16 protein-coding genes and 4 pseudogenes are annotated in these 16624 nt (G+C 72.2%); 11 read left to right on the forward strand and 9 right to left on the reverse strand.

The window, feature by feature from the left end; genetic code table 11:
- Nucleotides 1–65 precede the first annotated feature (65 nt).
- Complete coding sequence (locus AB0N17_RS36070; protein ID WP_330340336.1) at nt 66–560, reverse strand: DUF3145 domain-containing protein; 495 nt, start codon at nt 558–560, stop codon at nt 66–68.
- A gap of 266 nt (nt 561–826) precedes the next feature.
- On the opposite strand from AB0N17_RS36070, the gene AB0N17_RS36075 reads away from it, so the two are divergent.
- Entirely contained in the window at nt 827–1720 is an 894-nt protein-coding gene (locus AB0N17_RS36075) for an SGNH/GDSL hydrolase family protein (protein ID WP_366015849.1), read from the forward strand.
- 26 nt (nt 1721–1746) lie between these two features.
- Nucleotides 1747–2724 carry an aldose epimerase family protein gene (locus AB0N17_RS36080; RefSeq protein WP_366015850.1) on the forward strand — a complete coding sequence of 326 codons (978 nt, stop codon included), beginning with the start codon at nt 1747–1749 and terminating at the stop codon, nt 2722–2724.
- Nucleotides 2725–2738: 14 nt separating this feature from the next.
- Here the strand turns inward: AB0N17_RS36080 and AB0N17_RS36085 are convergent, their stop codons facing one another.
- The gene (locus AB0N17_RS36085; protein ID WP_366015851.1) at nt 2739–3425 is read right to left on the reverse strand and encodes a hypothetical protein; all 687 of its coding nucleotides are present in this window, start codon (nt 3423–3425) and stop codon (nt 2739–2741) included.
- 15 nt (nt 3426–3440) lie between these two features.
- Between AB0N17_RS36085 and AB0N17_RS36090 the strand changes: the two genes are divergently transcribed.
- Entirely contained in the window at nt 3441–3704 is a 264-nt protein-coding gene (locus AB0N17_RS36090; protein ID WP_366015852.1) for a hypothetical protein, read from the forward strand.
- A 115-nt stretch (nt 3705–3819) separates the two neighbouring features.
- On the opposite strand, the pseudogene AB0N17_RS36095 reads toward AB0N17_RS36090, so the two are convergent.
- Nucleotides 3820–5775, reverse strand: a pseudogene (locus AB0N17_RS36095) (glycoside hydrolase family 3 C-terminal domain-containing protein); the annotation flags it as partial.
- Between AB0N17_RS36095 and AB0N17_RS36100 the strand changes: the two are divergent.
- Nucleotides 5776–5931: pseudogene (locus tag AB0N17_RS36100) on the forward strand (TetR family transcriptional regulator); the annotation flags it as partial.
- 3 nt (nt 5932–5934) lie between these two features.
- On the opposite strand, the gene AB0N17_RS36105 reads toward AB0N17_RS36100, so the two are convergent.
- Nucleotides 5935–6267, reverse strand: coding sequence for a YrdB family protein (locus AB0N17_RS36105; protein WP_366015853.1), 333 nt, complete (start codon nt 6265–6267; stop codon nt 5935–5937).
- A pseudogene (locus tag AB0N17_RS36110) lies at nt 6264–6431 on the reverse strand (RidA family protein); the annotation flags it as partial. The pseudogene AB0N17_RS36110 and the gene AB0N17_RS36105, both read right to left, overlap by 4 nt.
- On the opposite strand from AB0N17_RS36110, the pseudogene AB0N17_RS36115 reads away from it, so the two are divergent.
- Nucleotides 6429–6719 (forward strand): annotated as a pseudogene (locus AB0N17_RS36115) (LysR substrate-binding domain-containing protein); the annotation flags it as partial. The pseudogenes AB0N17_RS36110 and AB0N17_RS36115 sit on opposite strands and share 3 nt — an antisense overlap.
- A 7-nt stretch (nt 6720–6726) precedes the next feature.
- On the opposite strand, the gene AB0N17_RS36120 reads toward AB0N17_RS36115, so the two are convergent.
- Together AB0N17_RS36120 and AB0N17_RS36125 are read right to left on the reverse strand one after the other, a co-directional pair.
- Entirely contained in the window at nt 6727–7527 is an 801-nt protein-coding gene (locus AB0N17_RS36120) for an EI24 domain-containing protein (protein ID WP_366015854.1), read from the reverse strand.
- Nucleotides 7528–7562: 35 nt separating this feature from the next.
- Nucleotides 7563–7997, reverse strand: a complete 435-nt coding sequence (locus AB0N17_RS36125; protein WP_366015855.1) for a MarR family transcriptional regulator — start codon at nt 7995–7997, stop codon at nt 7563–7565.
- A gap of 88 nt (nt 7998–8085) precedes the next feature.
- Between AB0N17_RS36125 and AB0N17_RS36130 the strand changes: the two genes are divergently transcribed.
- Together AB0N17_RS36130 and AB0N17_RS36135 are read left to right on the forward strand one after the other, a co-directional pair.
- Nucleotides 8086–9084 carry an NADP-dependent oxidoreductase gene (locus AB0N17_RS36130; RefSeq protein WP_366015856.1) on the forward strand — a complete coding sequence of 333 codons (999 nt, stop codon included), beginning with the start codon at nt 8086–8088 and terminating at the stop codon, nt 9082–9084.
- A gap of 94 nt (nt 9085–9178) precedes the next feature.
- Entirely contained in the window at nt 9179–9598 is a 420-nt protein-coding gene (locus AB0N17_RS36135) for an organic hydroperoxide resistance protein (RefSeq protein WP_366015857.1), read from the forward strand.
- 63 nt (nt 9599–9661) lie between these two features.
- Here the strand turns inward: AB0N17_RS36135 and AB0N17_RS36140 are convergent, their stop codons facing one another.
- Together AB0N17_RS36140 and AB0N17_RS36145 are read right to left on the reverse strand one after the other, a co-directional pair.
- Complete coding sequence (locus AB0N17_RS36140; RefSeq protein WP_366015858.1) at nt 9662–10813, reverse strand: serine hydrolase domain-containing protein; 1152 nt, start codon at nt 10811–10813, stop codon at nt 9662–9664.
- Nucleotides 10814–11009: 196 nt separating this feature from the next.
- Nucleotides 11010–12020: a hypothetical protein gene (locus AB0N17_RS36145; RefSeq protein ID WP_366015859.1), complete on the reverse strand. Its 1011-nt coding sequence runs from the start codon at nt 12018–12020 to the stop codon at nt 11010–11012.
- Nucleotides 12021–12221: 201 nt separating this feature from the next.
- On the opposite strand from AB0N17_RS36145, the gene AB0N17_RS36150 reads away from it, so the two are divergent.
- The 4 genes from AB0N17_RS36150 to chvE all read left to right on the forward strand — a co-directional run bounded on the left by AB0N17_RS36150 (nt 12222) and on the right by chvE (nt 16617).
- Nucleotides 12222–13379 carry a mandelate racemase/muconate lactonizing enzyme family protein gene (locus AB0N17_RS36150; RefSeq protein WP_366015860.1) on the forward strand — a complete coding sequence of 386 codons (1158 nt, stop codon included), beginning with the start codon at nt 12222–12224 and terminating at the stop codon, nt 13377–13379.
- Complete coding sequence (locus AB0N17_RS36155; protein ID WP_366015861.1) at nt 13376–14389, forward strand: alcohol dehydrogenase catalytic domain-containing protein; 1014 nt, start codon at nt 13376–13378, stop codon at nt 14387–14389. Before AB0N17_RS36150 ends, AB0N17_RS36155 begins: the two co-directional genes overlap by 4 nt.
- A gap of 114 nt (nt 14390–14503) precedes the next feature.
- Nucleotides 14504–15472: a hypothetical protein gene (locus AB0N17_RS36160; RefSeq protein WP_366015862.1), complete on the forward strand. Its 969-nt coding sequence runs from the start codon at nt 14504–14506 to the stop codon at nt 15470–15472.
- Nucleotides 15473–15507: 35 nt separating this feature from the next.
- Nucleotides 15508–16617: a multiple monosaccharide ABC transporter substrate-binding protein gene (chvE, locus tag AB0N17_RS36165; protein ID WP_366015863.1), complete on the forward strand. Its 1110-nt coding sequence runs from the start codon at nt 15508–15510 to the stop codon at nt 16615–16617.
- Nucleotides 16618–16624: the final 7 nt, after the last annotated feature.

The following is a 16624-nucleotide window of genomic DNA, read 5'->3' on the forward strand; positions in this document are numbered from 1 at the left end:
CGCTGGTCGGCGGGGGCCCTTCCCCGTGTTCGGTCACGGACCCGGGTCCGGTGGCGCGGACGTCCTCACACCACCTGGTGCAGCCAGCGCACCGGTGCCCCCTCGCCCGCGTAGCGGAACGGCTCCAGCTCGTCGTCCCAGGGCTTGCCCAGCAGCTTGGCGATCTCCGCCTCCAGGTCCGTCTCGCCGCGCTGAGAGCGTGTCAGCGCCGCGCGCAGCCGGTCCTCCGGGATGAGGATGTCGCCGTGGATGCCCGTCACCGCGTGGAAGATGCCCAGGTCGGGGGTGCAGCTGTAGCGCTCGCCCTCGGCGGTGGGGCAGGGCTCGGCGGTCACCTCGAAGCGGAGCAGGTGCCAGCCGCGCAGCGCGGAGGCCAGCTTGGACGCCGTACCGGCCTCGCCCTGCCAGGAGAACTCCGAGCGCCAGGTGCCGGGGGCCGCGGGCTGCCGGATCCAGTCGAGGCTGACGCGCGTGCCGAGCACCCCGGCGACGGCCCACTCGACATGCGGGCACAGCGCGCGCGGCGCGGAGTGCACGTACAGAACTCCACGTGTCGTCACCGGAACCTCCGGGCAGAGCGGGACATCTTGCGGACTGGCTGGGCGGCAGTGACACGACGGCCGCGTTGATGGCGAGGCTACCCTGCGGCGGCGCAAGGAGTGTGACGTACCGTCGGTCCCGGTGCCAGGAAACCCCCGCCATTCACCCAGGGGGACGCTTGTACGGGTCCCGTCCGTTCCAGCGGACCCGGCCGGGAACCCCCGCACGTTGTTATGGGGGAAGCACCGGCGAGCACCGGATTCGACGACGAGGGGATCACCAGGGGATGCGGAAGCGAAGCAGCCGTGGGCGGGCCGCTCTCGCCGTCGTGGCGGCGGCCCTGCTCGGTGTCGCGGGGTGCGACACCGGGGGCGGCGGCTCGCCCGCGCCCGGGACCACCAAGGCCAGGGCCGCCAAGCCCGCCCCTCTCTGGGACCGCAGCCCCTCTTCGATCGCCGCGGTGGGCGACTCCATCACCCGCGGCTTCGACGCGTGCACGGTGCTCTCCGACTGCCCCGAGGTGTCGTGGGCGACGGGCAGCGACGCCAAGGTGGACAGCCTGGCGGTGCGTCTGCTCGGGGTGACGGGCGCGGCGGAGCGCAGCTGGAACTACGCGGTGACCGGCGCCCGCATGGCCGACCTGCCGGACCAGATGGCCCAGGCGGCCACCCGCGCCCCCCAGTTGGTGACGGTGATGGCGGGGGCGAACGACGCCTGCCGTGCCTCGGCGTCGGCGATGACCCCGGTCGCCGACTTCCGCGCGCAGTTCGAGGACGCCCTGCGCATCCTGCGCGCGGCGCTGCCGAAGACGCAGGTGTACGTGGCGAGCGTGCCGGACCTGAAGCGCCTGTGGTCCGAGGGGCGGAGCAACCCGCTGGGCAAGGAGGTGTGGAAGCTCGGCATCTGCCCGTCGATGCTGTCCGGCGCCGACGATCTGACCGGCGCGGCCATGTCGCGCCGGGAGAGGGTGCAGCAGCGGGTGGTGGAGTACAACCGGGTGCTGAAGGAGGTCTGCGCCAAGGACCGCCGCTGCCGCTTCGACGGCAACGCGGTCTACGACTACCGCTTCGGCACGGACCAGCTCAGCCACTGGGACTGGTTCCACCCCAGCAAGGACGGCCAGGCCCGGCTCGCGGCGATCGCGTACCGGACCATCACGGCGCCGGACCCGGCCGCCTAGGAGACCGGTCGCTTACTGTTTTCCACATGAGCGAACTTTTCGGCACACTTTCCGACGGCACCGAGGTTCACCGCTGGACGCTGGAGCGTGCCGGGACGCGGGTGGAGATCCTGACGTACGGCGGGATCGTGCGGTCGCTGGAGGTCCCGGACCGGGCCGGGCGCACGGCGAACGTGGTGCTGGGGTTCGCCGGGCTGGACGGCTATCTCACCCATCCGGGCCCGTACTTCGGTGCCTTGGTCGGCCGGTACGCCAACCGCATCGCGGGCGCCCGCTTCCCGCTGGACGGCCGTCTCCACGCCCTGGAGCCGAACGACGGACCCCACTGCCTGCACGGCGGCCGGCGGGGATTCGACAAGCGGGTGTGGGAGGCGGAGCCCGTCGAGCACGGGGTGCGGCTCGGCCGGGTCGACCCGCACGGCGAGGGGGGCTTCCCGGGCCGCGTCGAGGTGTCGGCGACGTACACGCTGGACGCGTCCGGCGCGCTGCGGATCGCCTACGAGGCGACGACCGACGCGCCGACCGTGCTCAACCTCACCAACCACAGCTACGTCAACCTGGCCGGTCCGGGCGCGGGCCCCGCGGGCGGGCACGAGCTGCGGCTCGCCGCCTCCCGCTACACCCCGGTCGGCGCGGACCTGATCCCGACGGGCGCCCTGGAGGACGTCTCCGGATCCCGCTTCGACTTCCGCGAGGCCCGCGAGGTCGGCTCCGGCTACGACCACAACTTCGTCCTGGACAAGGGCGTGACCGGGCAGCCGGAGGAGGTGGCCGAGCTGCACGACCCGGGCTCCGGGCGGACCCTCACCGTGGCGACGACCGAGCCGGGCCTCCAGCTCTACACCGCCGACCATCTGGCCGCCCCCTTCGCGCCCGGGGACGGCATCGCCCTGGAGACCCAGCACTTCCCGGACTCCCCGAACCGCCCACAGTTCCCGAGCACGGTGCTGCGGCCGGGGCAGGTCTTCCGCTCGGAGACGGTGTACGGCTTCTCGGCGCGCTGAGCGGACGCCGGGCCCTAGACGCTCTCGCCCCGCATGCGCTTGGTCGCCTTGCCCAGCAGGGACATGGCGCCGCCGCAGATGAGCAGGGTGCAGCCGCCGGCCACGACCGGGCCCACCGCCTGCCCCTTGATGCCCTCGCCGGTCACCGTCGTCGCCAGCACGAAGATGACCGAGTACAGGCTCCGGCCGACCCGTGCGCCTGCCGGAATGACCTGGAGCAGCTGCGGGATGGTGGTCGCCGCGGACAGGGCCATGCCGAAGGGCAGGGCGGCGCCGAGCATCAGCGCCCCGAAGCCGAAGGGGTTCCCGTACGCGCCCCAGCCGGCGCCCTTGTAGAGCAGGTAGCCGGTCGCGGCGAGGGACAGCAGCACCAGCAGGCCGTTGAGATAGGCGGCCTGCGTGGCGGCCTTGCGGGCGCCGGGCAGATGGGCGGCCGGGGAGCGCCAGGCGTCGGCCGTGATCAGCCGCAGCCGCCGCTTGAGTCCCTGCATCTGCAGGAGTGAGAAGACACCGAAGGCGAGCAGGCCCAGTCCGGCGAGGGCGGCGGCGAAGCCGACGGGCTGCCGCGTGATGCCGTAGTGGACACCGCCGAAGGTGAGCGGGACGCCGAGCACCATGCCGTAGGCCATGGGCTTGGCCTTCGCCTGGATCTTCAGCGCCAGCTCGCGCTGGTCCGGGGTGAGATTCGGATCCAGCCGCATCCGCCCTTCACCGACGTGCTGGACGGGCGCCGGCTGCTGGGGCGGGTATGGCTGTTGCGGCGCGTACGACTGCTGGGGCGGGTACGGCTGCTGGGGCGGGTACGGCTGTTGCGGCGGGTACGGCTGCTGCTGCGGGTACGGCTGCTGTGCGTACGGCTGCTGAGGCGCGTACGGCTGCTGGTACTGGGGCGGCTGCCCGTACGGACCCGGCGGTTGCTGCTGCCCGTACGGACCCGGCGGTTGCTGCTGGCCTGGATACACGATGTCTCTCCCCCGTGACCGGTGTGTCCGGTGTTCGCGGCCCGGGAGTCTGCCACATGCGCCCGGACGCCATGAGCCCCGGTCCAGGGGTCAGGTCCCGGACCGGGGCTGCTCTTGGGGGACTTGTCCCGGATCAGACGTTAATCGGCGTGGTCAGCCTGCGGTCGGCGATCGAGCGTCCGGCCGTGATCTCGTACGAACCCTTCACAAACGCCCACGACTTCGCCTCCTCGTCCCAGACCTCGAAGGCACGGCGCGGCAGCTCGACGGTCACCTCGACGCTCTCCCCGGGCCCGGCCTCGGCGGAGGCGAAGCCGGCCAGCCGACGGCCCGGGCGCTCGGCGGAGGCGTCGGCGTCGGCGTCGGCCGGGGAGAGGTAGACCTGGACGACCTCCCGGCCGGGCCGTTCGCCCGTGTTGCGGACGCGGACGCGGGCGGTGGTGCCGTCGGCGGTCAGGGACTCGTAGGCCCACTCGGTGTAGCCGAGGCCGTGACCGAAGGGGTAGGCCAGGGTGCGGCCGGCCTTCTCCCAGGCGCGGTAGCCGATGAACAGGTCCTCGGTGTAGGGCAGTTCGCCGTCGGCCGGCACGACCTGGGTGACCGGGGCGTCGGCGAGCGAGCCCCAGGTCGTGGGGAGCCGGCCGCCGGGCTCGTGGGCGCCGGTGAGCACGTCGGCGAGGGCCGTGCCGCCCTCCTGGCCGGGGAACCAGCTGAGCAGCACGGCGGTGACCTCGTCCCTCCAGGGCAGCTCCACCGGGGAGCCGGAGTTGACGACCACGACGGTGTTCGGGTTGGCGGCGGCGACCGCGCGGACCAGGTCGTCCTGGCGGCCGGGGAGCTTCAGGTCCGTACGGTCGAAGCCCTCCGACTCGACGCGGTCGGTGGTGGCGACCATGACGACGGCCGTGTCGGCGTTCCGGGCGGCCTCGACGGCCTCCGCGATCAGCTCGTCGGGGTCGCGCCGCGGGGCGGAGTGGGCGAGGGAGAAGGTGACGACCTTCATGGGGATGCTCTCGGGCAGCTGGACGACGTGGGTGAGGGAGACCTCGACCGGCTCGCCGGCGGTCAGCTCGGCCCGCGCGTGCGGGACGGGGGCGCCGAAGAGGGCCTCGAACGGGTCGTCCTTGGCGGGCCGCTGGACGTCGTCGAAGTACGTCGTCCCGTCGACGGTGAGCGTGAAGGCGCCCATGCCCTTGATGCCGAAGGTGTGCGGGCCGGACTCGCGCGGGGTGAGGGTGCCGGTGAGTTCGACGGTGTGCAGACGGTCGTGGGTGACGCCGTCGGGCAGGTCCGAGCCCATCCACTGGATCTGGCCGCTCGGAGCGGAGCGGGTGCCGATGACCGTGCCGTCCGCGTCGCGGCAGACCGCCCTCAGGGTGAAGCCCTGGTCGGCGACGGTGAGTTCCGTGGCCGGATCGGCGCCGACGGCGTAGCCGAGGGTGCCCTCGGGGAGGGCGGCGGTGAGGCCGTCGAGCGGGGAGACGATCCGGGCCGGGAAGACGGTCGCGGAGCCGCCGCCGAGGACGCGGGCGTCGCGGGCGGCGGCGCCGATCAGCGCCACCGTGCCGGGCCTCAGCGGGAGCGCGCCGCGTTCGTTGCGGACGAGGACGAAGGAGCGGCGGGCGATCTCGCGGGCCAGGGCCTCTCCGTCGACCGGGGCGGGCGGTTCGGGTACGGCGGGTTCGGCGCCGTCCAGGATGCCGACGCGGGCGGCGAGGCGCAGCACGCGGCGCACGCCGGAGTCGACCGTGGCCTCGGTGACCCGGCCGTCCCGCACGGCCTGGGCGAGGGCCTCGCCGTAGACGGTCTCCGGGCCGGGCATGGCGACGTCGAGGCCGCCTTCGACGGCGCCCACGGTGTCCCGGGCGGCCATCCAGTCGGAGACGTTGAACCCGTCGAAGCCCCACTCGCCGCGCAGGACCTCGTTGACCAGGTGGTGGTGCTCCGTCATGGTCGTGCCGTTGACCCTGTTGTAGGCGGTCATGATGCCCCAGGGGCGGGCGTTCTCGACGATCGCCTCGAAGGGGGCCAGGTACAGCTCGCGCAGGGCGCGCGCGGAGACCCGGTTGTCGACCGTGAAGCGGTCGGTCGGCTGCCCAATGGCCTCACCCCCGAACGGACCGCTCCGCTGCTGGTCGCGGTGATGGACGGGCTGCAGTACCAGTGGCTGCTGGACCCGGAGTCGGTGGACATGCCGGGGGCGTTCCGGGACTTCCTGCGGCTGCTGGGCGAGCCGGTCGAGTAGCGTCTACTGGCCCCAGGTCACGGCTAGGCTCTTGCTCACCGCGCACACCACGGCCAGGGCGAGCGCCCATGCGACGGCTCCCGCGGCCCACAGGGCCACCACCCCCGCGCCGAACCACAGCACTTCGAAGGCGACACGGCCTGCGCCCCGCGTCCTGAAGCGGGCCCGCGGGGCGCCGAACAGCGACCACAGGGCGACCATCACGGTGAGGGCGACCACGCTGACCAGCCAGTTGAGCGAGGTGTCCCGGGTCAGGCCCCAGTAGGCGGCGGCCGCGAGCGCGCCGAGTTCGACGAGGAAGAGGACTCCCAGGTTCGCGGCCTTCGCTGTCTTCATGCCGCGCAGTATGGCCGTCCGGCCGGCACCGCCGCCACCACTTCGATCTCGATCCGTGCCTCCGGGCGGAACAGCCGCGGCACCTCGAAGGTCATGCTCGTCGGCGGTGTCCCGGTGAGGAACCGGCGGCGTACGGCGCCGCACTCCTCCAGCTCGGTGAGGTCGACGCGGCCCTGCGGGCGGGGTTCCGGCCGCGCGTGGCGCACGTGGTGGCCGAGTGGACCGCCAAGCAGGGGTACGTGGCCGCGGGTCTCGGGGTGGCACTGGTGCCGGGACTGGCGGCCGGCTCGGTGCGCCCGGACGTCGTCCTGCTTCCGGTGCGGGACGCCGGGGCCCCGGCGCGGGCGGTGTACGCGGCGACCGTGCGCGGGCGGTCGCCTTCGGCGGCGGCACGGGCGTTCCTGGAGGTGCTGCGGGCGCAGGCGGCGGAGACCGTACGGGCCATGCCGTAGGCGGCGCCTACCACGTCCCGGAGGTGACCTCCTGGTCGCCGTCCTCGGTGTCCGGCTCGCCGCTGTCCTCACCCAGCAGGTCGCGGGCGAGGAGCGTGGCGCCCGCGACCGCGCCCGGCATCAGGAAGACCGCGACGAACGGGACCAGGAAGGCCAGGCCGAGGGGCGCGCCGAAGCCCCAGACCAGGGTCTTGCGGGAGCGCAGCAGGCCGAGCCGGGCGCGCAGTTCGACCCCCCGGCGCTGCAGGGCGACGGCGGCCAGTTCCTCGGTGAGGAAGAAGCCGGTGACGAAGAAGCCGAGGACGGGGACGACGGTCTGCCCGACGAACGGCAGGAAGCCGAGGGCGAAGAGCAGCACGCCCCACAGGGCGGCCCGCACCAGGATGCGCAGGCTGTCGCGGGCCGATATCCACAGCTCGCGCCAGAGCGGAAGGTCCGAGCGCGGGGCGGTGCCGTCGGGTGAGACGTCGGCGTCGACCTTCTCCGAGAGGTTCTCGTAGAAGGGCTGGCCGATCAGCAGGGTGACGGCCGTGAACGTCAGCACGGCCAGCAGCAGGCCGAGCGCGAACAGGACGGCCGTGAGAAAGCCGCGGAACAGGCCCTGCCAGGGGCCGGCCCAGTCGTCCGCGAACGGTGTCGCCCAGGTGACGGCGTCCTCGCCCCACACCGCGAGCGCGACGAGCGCGGCCGCGTAGAGGACCAGCGTGATCAGTCCCGGCAGCAGCCCGAAGCCGTACTGGCGGCCGTGCCGCGCCACCCACCGCTGGCCCTTCAGCAGATAACCGAACCCCGCCCCGAGATCACGCATGGCGAAGACTTTACCGGGGCCCCGGACGGCGTCATTCAGGCGTCCAGCATCCGGCGCAGCAGATCCCGCAGGGCCAGCCGCTCCTCGGCGGACAGGCCGACGAGGGGTTCACGGGCGAAGCGCAGGCCGTCGCGCAGCTCCCGGGCCACCCGGCGGCCCTCCTCCGTGGCCACGGCCAGCTTCACCCGGCGGTCGGTCGGGTCCGGGCGGCGCTCCGCCAGGCCCCGGGACTCCAGCCGGTCCACGATCCCCGTGACGTTCGACGGCTCGCACTTCAGCCGCTGCGCCAGCTTCCGCATCGGCAGCGGGGCGAGCGACAGCAGGCCGAGCAGCTTCGCCTGGGCGCCGGTCAGGTTGTGCCCGGCGGCGGCCTCCTCGTAGTCCGCGTGGTACCGGGCCACCACCTCACCGATCAGCTCGACGACCTCCATGGTCAGTTCGTCCGGACGGGTCTTCTCGGGTGTGGCCATGCCCTCAGGATACCCCGCTTACTTGACATCCTGAAATATTCAGGTGCACGGTTGTTTCAGGTACTGAAGTAAATCGAAAGGCCCTGTGATGATCAACCGCGAGTGGCACCTGGTCAGCCGTCCCGTCGGCTGGCCGAAGCCGGAGGACTTCGCCCTGGTCGAGACCGAGGTCCCGGCCCCCGGCGAGGGCCAGGTCCTGGTGCGTAACAAGTACCTCTCCGTGGACCCGTACATGCGCGGCCGGATGAGTGCCGCCAAGTCGTACGCCGCCCCCTTCGAGCTGGGCAAGGTCATGCAGGGCGGGGCGGTCGGCGAGGTCGTCGCCTCGAACGCCGAGGGGATCTCCGTCGGCGACCACGTCCTGCACTTCTTCGGCTGGCGCGAGTACGCGGTGCTGGACGCGCAGCACGCCGTCAAGGTCGACCCCGAGGCCGCGCCGCTGTCGGCGTACCTCGGCGTCCTCGGCATGACCGGCCTCACCGCCTACGCCGGCCTGCTGCGCACCGCCTCCTTCAAGGAGGGCGACGTGGTCTTCGTGTCCGGCGCCGCGGGTGCCGTCGGCAGCCAGGTCGGCCAGCTCGCCAAGCTCATGGGCGCCTCCCGGGTCATCGGCTCGGCCGGCTCCGACGAGAAGGTCAAGCTGCTGGTCGAGGAGTACGGCTTCGACGCGGCCTTCAACTACAAGAACGGCCCCGTCGCCGAGCAGCTGCGCGAAGCGGCCCCGGACGGCATCGACGTGTACTTCGACAACGTGGGCGGGGACCACCTGGAGGCCGCCATCGGCTCGCTCAACCAGGGTGGCCGGATCGCCGTCTGCGGCATGATCTCGGTCTACAACAACACCGAGCCCGCCCCCGGGCCGCGGAACCTCGCCCGTCTGATCCAGACCCGGGGCCGGATGGAGGGCTTCCTGGTCGGCGACCACTACGACCTCCAGCCGCAGTTCGTCCAGCAGGTGGGCCCCTGGGTCGCCTCCGGCGCGCTGAAGTACCGCGAGACGGTCGTCGAGGGCATCGAGAACAACCTGGAGGCGTTCCTCGGGGTGCTGCGCGGCGACAACATCGGAAAGATGGTCGTCAAGCTCTAGCCTTCACTGATTTTCCGGCATGCGGTAACTTCTTTCCGATATCCGCTGGCGATCGTGGGCGCGAGTCGTGGCGGACCGAGGAGGAAGACACCGCATGCCCATTCAGCAGTCCGACGTTCTGTACACCGCCGTGGCCACCGCCGAGAACGGCCGTGACGGCCGGGTCGCCACGGACGACGGCAAGCTCGACGTCGTCGTGAACCCGCCGAAGGAGATGGGCGGCAACGGCGCCGGCACCAACCCGGAGCAGCTGTTCGCCGCGGGCTACAGCGCCTGCTTCCAGGGGGCGCTGGGGGTCGTCGCCCGGCAGGAGGGCGCCGACATCTCCGGTTCCACCGTCACCGCGAAGGTCGGGATCGGCAAGAACGACGACGGGTTCGGGATCATCGTCGAGATCTCGGCGAACATTCCGAACGCCGACGAGGCCACCGCGCGGGCGCTCGTCGAGAAGGCGCACCAGGTGTGCCCCTACTCGAAGGCGACTCGGGGCAACATCACCGTGACGCTGGTCTGAGCACCGTCGTTGCACCATGTGGAGGCCGCACCCCTGGACGTGGGGTGCGGCCTCTTCTTCGGCTCAGCCGGCCAGTACGGCCCGGTGCACCGCTCTCGCCAGCCTGTCGTTCTCCGGGGCCGCGCCGCCCGGGAAGGACATGCGGCGGCGGGTGTAGCCGTAGGCGAGCGCGCTGCGGGGGTCGGCGAAGGCCTGGGAACCGCCCGCGCCGCTGTGGCCGAAGGTGCCCGCGCCCAGGAACGGGTGCCACATGTCCGAGGTCGCCTGGAAGCCGAGCCCGTAGGACTTGTGGGCACGGGCCACCAGGTCGTAGCCGACGGAGTGGATCTGCCCCACCTCGGCGACCGTGTCCGGCTTCAGCAGCGGCGACCGGTCGTCCACCTCGCTGATCGCCGACGCGTACATCTTCGCGAGCCCGCGCGCGGAGGCGACCCCGCCCGCCGAGGCCGGCCCCTTGGCGCGGACCCGCCGGGAGTTGGCGAACTCCGCCAGTGTGCCCGGCTCCGGCACATGTCCGTTGAAGGCGATCGAGGTCAGCGTGTGCGGCCCGGCCGGCTGGGCCGCCAGCAGCGTCTGCTGCTCGGGGGTCGGGAGCATCGGCTGGACCGGGCGGAAGCGGGGCTCCTCCGAGTCGGGCAGCCCCAGGAAGAAGTCCGTGCCGTAGGGCGCGCGCACCCGCTCCTCGTAGACCTCCTGGAGCGTGTGGCCCGTGGCCCGGCGTACCACCTCTCCGGTGAGCGCGCCGATCACCAGCGCGTGGTAGCCGAAGGCCGTCCCCGGCCGCCAGAACGGCTTCTGGTCCGCGAGCCGTTCGGCGATCGCCCGGTCGTCGGCCAGCTCCTCGGCGGAGAACCCGGCGTCGATCCCGATCAGCCCCGCCCGGTGTGCCAGCAGCTCCCGCAGCGTCACCGCGCCCTTGCCCTCGGCGGCGAACTCGGGCCAGTAGTAGGTCACTTTGCGGTCCAGCTCCAGCGTGCCGTCCTGCACCAGCAGGGCGACCACCAGGTGCGCGGCGCCCTTGGTGGAGGAGAACACGCCGTACAGGGAGTCGGCCCGGCAGCCCGCCCACAGGTCGACGACCCGCCTGCCGTGGACGTAGGCGCACAACTGGCCCTCGTAGTCGTCCCGTTCCCCGGCGACGAAGGAGGCGAACTCCTCGCGCACCGCCTCGAAGCCCTCGGCGACCGTACCGTGGACGGTGATCTCCTGCGTCATCCGCACTCCTCGACTGAGCCGCTGCTCGCTGCGCCCTCTCGTGCCAACGCCCGTGGCGGCATCGGGCGCTCCCGGGATCGGTACGGCGAGAGGTACCTGTTCGACTCAACCGCCGTGAGGGCCCGCGGGTGTCACGGATACCCCGGATGGCGGAGGGCGGGGGAGCCGGGGCCGGGCGCCCGGGGGGCGCGAGCGCTCAGGTGCACCACCACAGGAAACGGTTGCACGTCTTGGTGGGCGTCGGGCGCGGGGGCGGGGCGGATGTCGCCGGGGCGCTGCTCGGGGTGGGCGCGGGCGCGGTCGTCGCCGGGGCGGCGGGGGACGTGGGGGTCGCACCGGAGCCCGCCGTGGCCGACTGCGCGGCCTTGTCGGTGGCCTTGGCGGACGGGGACGCGGAGTCCTTGTGCTTCGGGGACGCCGAGGCGGACGCGGAGGCCGAGGCGTCCGGGGAGGCGGAGGCGCCCGCGCCCGGCGCGGTACCGGAGGTGTTGTTCAGCGGGTCCGCGCTGTGACCGGGGGCCGTGGAGGACGATCCGCCGTCGGCCGAGGTGTCGCCGGCCGGGTCCGGATTGCCGCTGGAGAAGGGCGAGAAGGGCGCGTCCGTGCCCAGCTCGGCGAAGCTGAGCCCGCCCGCGGCCAGGACGAAGCCCGCCGCGATCAGCACGGTACGGCGGCGCCGGCGGCGGTGTGCGGCGGCCTTGCGGTCACGCCGGCTGGAGTCGGCCTCGGCGGGGCTGACGGTGACGGTGCCCCGCGTCCGGCGCCGGGCGGCCCGACCACCGGAGCCGGGTTCGGAGTCGGAGTCGGGGTCGTTCTCGGGGTCGGGCCCGGACTCCGCGCGGGGCACGGGCTCCGGTTCCTCCGTCCCGTCCGGACCCTCCGGTTCGTACGCGGGGGTGACAACGTAGTCCTGCGGCGCGTCGTAACCCTGCGGCCCGTCGTAACCCTGCGGCCCGTCGTAATTTTGGGTCCCGTCATACCCCTGGGTCCCGTCATGCCCCTGGGGCGCGGCATGGGCCTGGGGCTGGGCATAGCTCTGGTGTGCGGTGTACGTCTGGTGGGGAACCTGCCCGCCGTATCCTGCCGCACCCGCGTAGGCATGCGTGGCCGGCGCCTCCGCTTCCGCGGTCGCGCGCGCCGGTGTTCCGCACCCGGGGCAGGCCAGGGCGCCGTTGAGGTGCCGTTGGCACGGGTGGCAGTAGTCCATGACGCGGGAAGACTAGAGTCCGCATCGGTCACGTTCCTAGGCGCCGCTGTGAAGGTTTCGTAGAGCAGCGAAAGAATTGTCGAAATCCTTGTCGAAACCGTTACCTGTGCGCCCCATTGACACTCCCACCGCCCCGTCCTTACTGTCACGCCAGCATTTCGAACGTGTGACGAAATCTCGAACAGCTGAGGGGCAACCGCCGTGCGCATCACCGGAATCAGCACACACGTGGTCGGGACGCCGTGGCGCAACCTGACCTACGTCCAGGTGCACACCGACGAGGGGGTCACGGGAGTCGGCGAGACCCGGATGCTCGGTCACACCGATGCGCTGATCGGCTATCTGCGGGAGGCCGAGGCCAACCACATTCTCGGCTCCGACCCCTTCTCCGTCGAGGACCTGGTGCGCCGCATGAAGTACGGCGACTACGGCCGCGCGGGGGAGATCGTGATGTCCGGCATCGCGGTCGTCGAGATGGCGTGCTGGGACATCAAGGGCAAGGCGCTGGGCGTGCCGGTCTGGCAGCTGCTCGGCGGCAAGGTCACCGACAGGGTCAAGGCGTACGCCAACGGGTGGTACACGACCGAGCGAACGCCGGAGGCGTACCACAAGGCGGCCCAGGGGGTGATGGAGCGCGGTTACCGGGCGCTGAAGATCGACCCGTTCGGCACCGGGCACTTCGAGCTGGACCACCGGCAGAGCCTGTACGCCGTGTCGCTCATCGAGGCCGTGCGCGACGCGATCGGCCCGGAGGCCGAGCTGATGCTGGAGATGCACGGCCGCTTCTCCCCCGCCACCGCCGTGCGGCTGGCCAAGGAGATGGCGCCCTTCAAGCCGGCCTGGCTGGAGGAGCCGGTCCCGCCGGAGAACCTGAAGGCGCTGGAGAAGGTGGCCGCCAAGGTGGACATCCCGGTCGCCACCGGTGAGCGCATCCACGACCGCATCGAGTTCCGCGAACTCTTCGACAGCCAGGCCGTGGACGTCATCCAGCCCGACGTCGGCCACATCGGCGGCATCTGGGAGACCCGCAAGCTGGCGGCGACCGCCGAGACGCACTACATGCTGGTCGCCCCGCACAACGTGGGCGGCTCCGTGCTGACGGCCGCCTCGCTCCAGGTCGGCTTCACCTCCCCCAACTTCAAGATCCTCGAACACTTCAACGACTTCGCGGACGCGGAGATCAAGAAGGTGGTCAAGGGCGCGCCCGAGGTCGTCGACGGCTACTTCCACCTCTCCGACGCGCCGGGGCTCGGTGTCGAGCTGGACGTCGACGCCGCCGCCGAGTTCCCGCAGCAGCAGGCCCGGTTCGACCTGTGGGCCGAGGGCTGGGAGCAGCGCAAGCCGAAGGGCACGCAGTGAGCCCGGCCGGCTCCCAGGTCGTCGTCCCCGCGCCCGGCGAGCACCGGGTGGAGGAGCACACACCCCGCGAGCCCGGCCCCGGCGAGGCGCTCGTCGCCGTGCACGCCGTCGGCATCTGCGGCAGCGACCGCGAGGTGTACCAGGGCAACCGGCCCGAAGAGTACGTCCGTTACCCGCTCGTCCCCGGGCACGAGTGGTCCGGGACCGTGCGGGCGGTGGGCGCCGGGGTGCCGTCGTCGCTGCTCGGCCGGAAGGTCGTCGGCGAGGGGTTCCGCAACTGCCAGGTCTGCGACCGCTGTCACGCGGGCGAGACCACGCTGTGCACGGACGGCTACGAGGAGACCGGCTTCACCCAGCCGGGCGCCATGGCCGCCACCCTCACCCTGCCGGCCCGCCTGCTGCACCCCCTGCCGGACGACGCCGACCTCGGTGCCGCCGCCCTGCTGGAGCCGGCCGCCTGTGTCGCGGCCGCCGCGCTGAAGGCGGGCGCCCGGCCGGGCGAGCGGGTCGCGGTGGTCGGCACGGGCACCCTCGGGATGTTCGCCGTGCAGTTCCTGAAGGCGGTCTCACCGGCCGAGCTGCTGGTGGTCGGCACCCGGTACGACCGGGAGGCGCTGTCACGGCGGTTCGGGGCCACCGACTTCCGGCTGGGGGACCAGCGGCTCCCCGACGACCTCGACGTCGTCATCGAGACCGCCGGGTCCGCGTCCGCCGCGCGCACCGCCGCCGCACTGCTGCGGCGCGGCGGCCGGCTGGTCCTCACCGGGATCCCGGCGCCGGGCGCGGACGGGCTCGACCCGACCGGTCTGGTCGTACGTCAGCTGGAGGTGCACACGGTCTTCGGGGCACCGCCGGACGCCTGGGCGCACACCGTGCGCGTTTTCGGCGCCGGACTGCTGGACCCGCTGCCGCTGATCACGCACGAGCTGCCGCTGACCGAGTTCCCGCGGGCCATCGAGCTGGTCGGGGCCGGCGATCCGAAGGTGGGCAAGGTGCTGCTCCGCCCCTGAGACGTACGCCGGCCGGGGCGCGACCTGACGGCGGCCCGACCGGCGTACCACCAGGCCTTTTTCGCGCCCCAAGGCACGAACCTTGTCCGAAATACCGAACACGAAGGACAGCCAGTGACCGACGCTTCCGCCCCGGCAGCCCGCAGGCCCGGCGAGCCGGTGCTCACCGCACTCGGCCTGGACGCGCCCGCCCTCGACCCCGCCGACACCTCCGCCCACTGCTTCCCGGGCGGTGGCCGCTGGCGCACCGAGATCCCCTCGTGCGAGGGTCCCGAGGCGCTGGCGGTCGTCCTGAAGGAGTCCTCCCGCCTCGACGTGCCGATCCACCGGATCAGCCAGGGCAGCGGCGTGTGGATGCTCACCGACGCCGAGATCACCGAGATGGTCGACGCCACCGCGGCACGCGACATCGAGCTCTGCCTGTTCACCGGCCCGCGCGGCACCTGGGACACCGGCGGCTCGGTGCGCTCCGACTCGCGGGGGGCCGGACTGCGCGCCCGCGGCCACGACGCCGTCGCCGGCTGCGTCGAGGACGCCGTCCGGGCGACCGAACTGGGCGTGAAGTGCCTGCTGGTCGCCGACGAGGGCGTGCTGTGGACCCTGCACCGGGCGCGCGAGGCGGGGATCATCCCGGCCGACACGACCCTGAAGGTCTCCGCGCTCATCGGACCGGTCAACCCGGCGTCGTACGCCGTCTACGAGCGGCTCGGCGCCGACTCGGTCAACGTGCCCAGCGACCTGACGCTGGATCACCTCACGGAGATCCGCCGGACGTCGGGCGCCCCGATGGACATGTACATCGAGGCACCCGACGACCTCGGCGGCTACGTCCGGATGTACGAGGTCGCCGAGCTGATCCGGCGCGGCGCCCCGCTCTACCTGAAGTTCGGCCTGTCCAAGGCGCCCGGCATCTACCCGTGGGGCACCCACCTGCGGGACGTGACCCTGGACACCGCCCGGGAGCGGGTGCGGCGCGGCCGGCTCGCCCTGGACCTGCTCGCCCGGCACGGCGCGGACGGCGACATGGCGCCGCTCGGCTCCCGGCTGCCCGGAACCCTGCACCGCTTCCCCACCACCGCGTGACCTCTCCACGACGAGACGACCAAGGACGGATCACCATGCGCAACCGCAGAGCCGCACTCGCCGCCATAGCCGGAGCCGCCTCGCTCGCCCTCACCCTGACCGCCTGCGGCCAGAGCGGCGAGGGCGGCAGCAAGGAGAAGGCGGGCGACAGCAAGGGCGGCACCATCGGCATCGCCATGCCGACCAAGTCCTCCGAGCGCTGGATCGCCGACGGCAACAACGTCGTCAAGGAGCTCCGGGCCAAGGGCTACAAGACCAAGCTGGTCTACGGCGAGGACGACCCGGAGACCCAGGTCTCGCAGATCGAGAACCTCATCACGCAGGGCGTCAAGGGCCTGATCGTCGCGGCCATCGACAACAAGTCCCTCAACAGCGTGCTCCAGGAGGCCGCGGACGCCCACATCCCGGTCATCTCCTACGACCGGCTGATCCTCGGCACCAAGAACGTCGACTACTACGCGTCCTTCGACAACGAGAAGGTCGGCAGGCTCCAGGGCACGTACATCGTGCACAAACTGGGCCTGGACAGCGGCAAGAAGGGCCCGTTCAACATCGAGCTGTTCGCCGGCTCCAACGACGACAACAACACCCGGTACTTCTTCGACGGCGCGATGAGCGTCCTGAAGCCGTACATGGACAAGAAGCAGCTGGTCGTCCGCTCCGGCCAGACCGCCCTGAACCAGGTCGTCACCCTGCGCTGGGACGGCGCGACCGCGCAGCGGCGCATGGACGACATCCTCACCGCGCACTACACGTCGCAGAGGGTCGACGCGGTCCTGTCGCCCTACGACGGCATCTCCATCGGCATCCTGTCCGCGCTCAAGTCGGACGGCTACGGCTCGGGCGGCAAGGCGCTGCCGGTGATCACCGGCCAGGACGCCGAGCTGGCCTCGGTGAAGTCGATCATCGCGGGTGAGCAGACGCAGACGGTCTACAAGGACATCCGCAAGCTCGCCAAGGTCGCCGCGACCATGGTCGACGACGTGCTCAAGGGCAAGAAGCCCGAGATCAACGACACCAAGTCGTACGACAACGGGACCAAGGTCGTGCCCGCCTACCTGCTCCAGCCGGTGAGCGTCGACAAGACCAACTACGAGGACGCGCTGGTCAAGACCGGCTACTACACCGACGCCCAGCTGAAGTAGTCCCCGC

The organism is Streptomyces sp. NPDC051133, assembly GCF_040682635.1.
GTDB lineage: Bacteria > Actinomycetota > Actinomycetes > Streptomycetales > Streptomycetaceae > Streptomyces.

Bases quoted from the DNA above. Each gene is read 5' to 3' on its own strand.
- AB0N17_RS36075 (WP_366015849.1), top strand. From the start codon at position 827: ATGCGGAAGCGAAGCAGCCGTGGGCGGGCCGCTCTCGCCGTCGTGGCG.
- AB0N17_RS36080 (WP_366015850.1), top strand. From the start codon at position 1,747: ATGAGCGAACTTTTCGGCACACTTTCCGACGGCACCGAGGTTCACCGC.
- AB0N17_RS36085 (WP_366015851.1), bottom strand. From the start codon at position 3,425: ATGCGGCTGGATCCGAATCTCACCCCGGACCAGCGCGAGCTGGCGCTG.
- AB0N17_RS36105 (WP_366015853.1), bottom strand. From the start codon at position 6,267: ATGAAGACAGCGAAGGCCGCGAACCTGGGAGTCCTCTTCCTCGTCGAA.
- AB0N17_RS36120 (WP_366015854.1), bottom strand. From the start codon at position 7,527: ATGCGTGATCTCGGGGCGGGGTTCGGTTATCTGCTGAAGGGCCAGCGG.
- AB0N17_RS36125 (WP_366015855.1), bottom strand. From the start codon at position 7,997: ATGGCCACACCCGAGAAGACCCGTCCGGACGAACTGACCATGGAGGTC.
- AB0N17_RS36130 (WP_366015856.1), top strand. From the start codon at position 8,086: ATGATCAACCGCGAGTGGCACCTGGTCAGCCGTCCCGTCGGCTGGCCG.
- AB0N17_RS36135 (WP_366015857.1), top strand. From the start codon at position 9,179: ATGCCCATTCAGCAGTCCGACGTTCTGTACACCGCCGTGGCCACCGCC.
- AB0N17_RS36140 (WP_366015858.1), bottom strand. From the start codon at position 10,813: ATGACGCAGGAGATCACCGTCCACGGTACGGTCGCCGAGGGCTTCGAG.
- AB0N17_RS36145 (WP_366015859.1), bottom strand. From the start codon at position 12,020: ATGGACTACTGCCACCCGTGCCAACGGCACCTCAACGGCGCCCTGGCC.
- chvE (WP_366015863.1), top strand. From the start codon at position 15,508: ATGCGCAACCGCAGAGCCGCACTCGCCGCCATAGCCGGAGCCGCCTCG.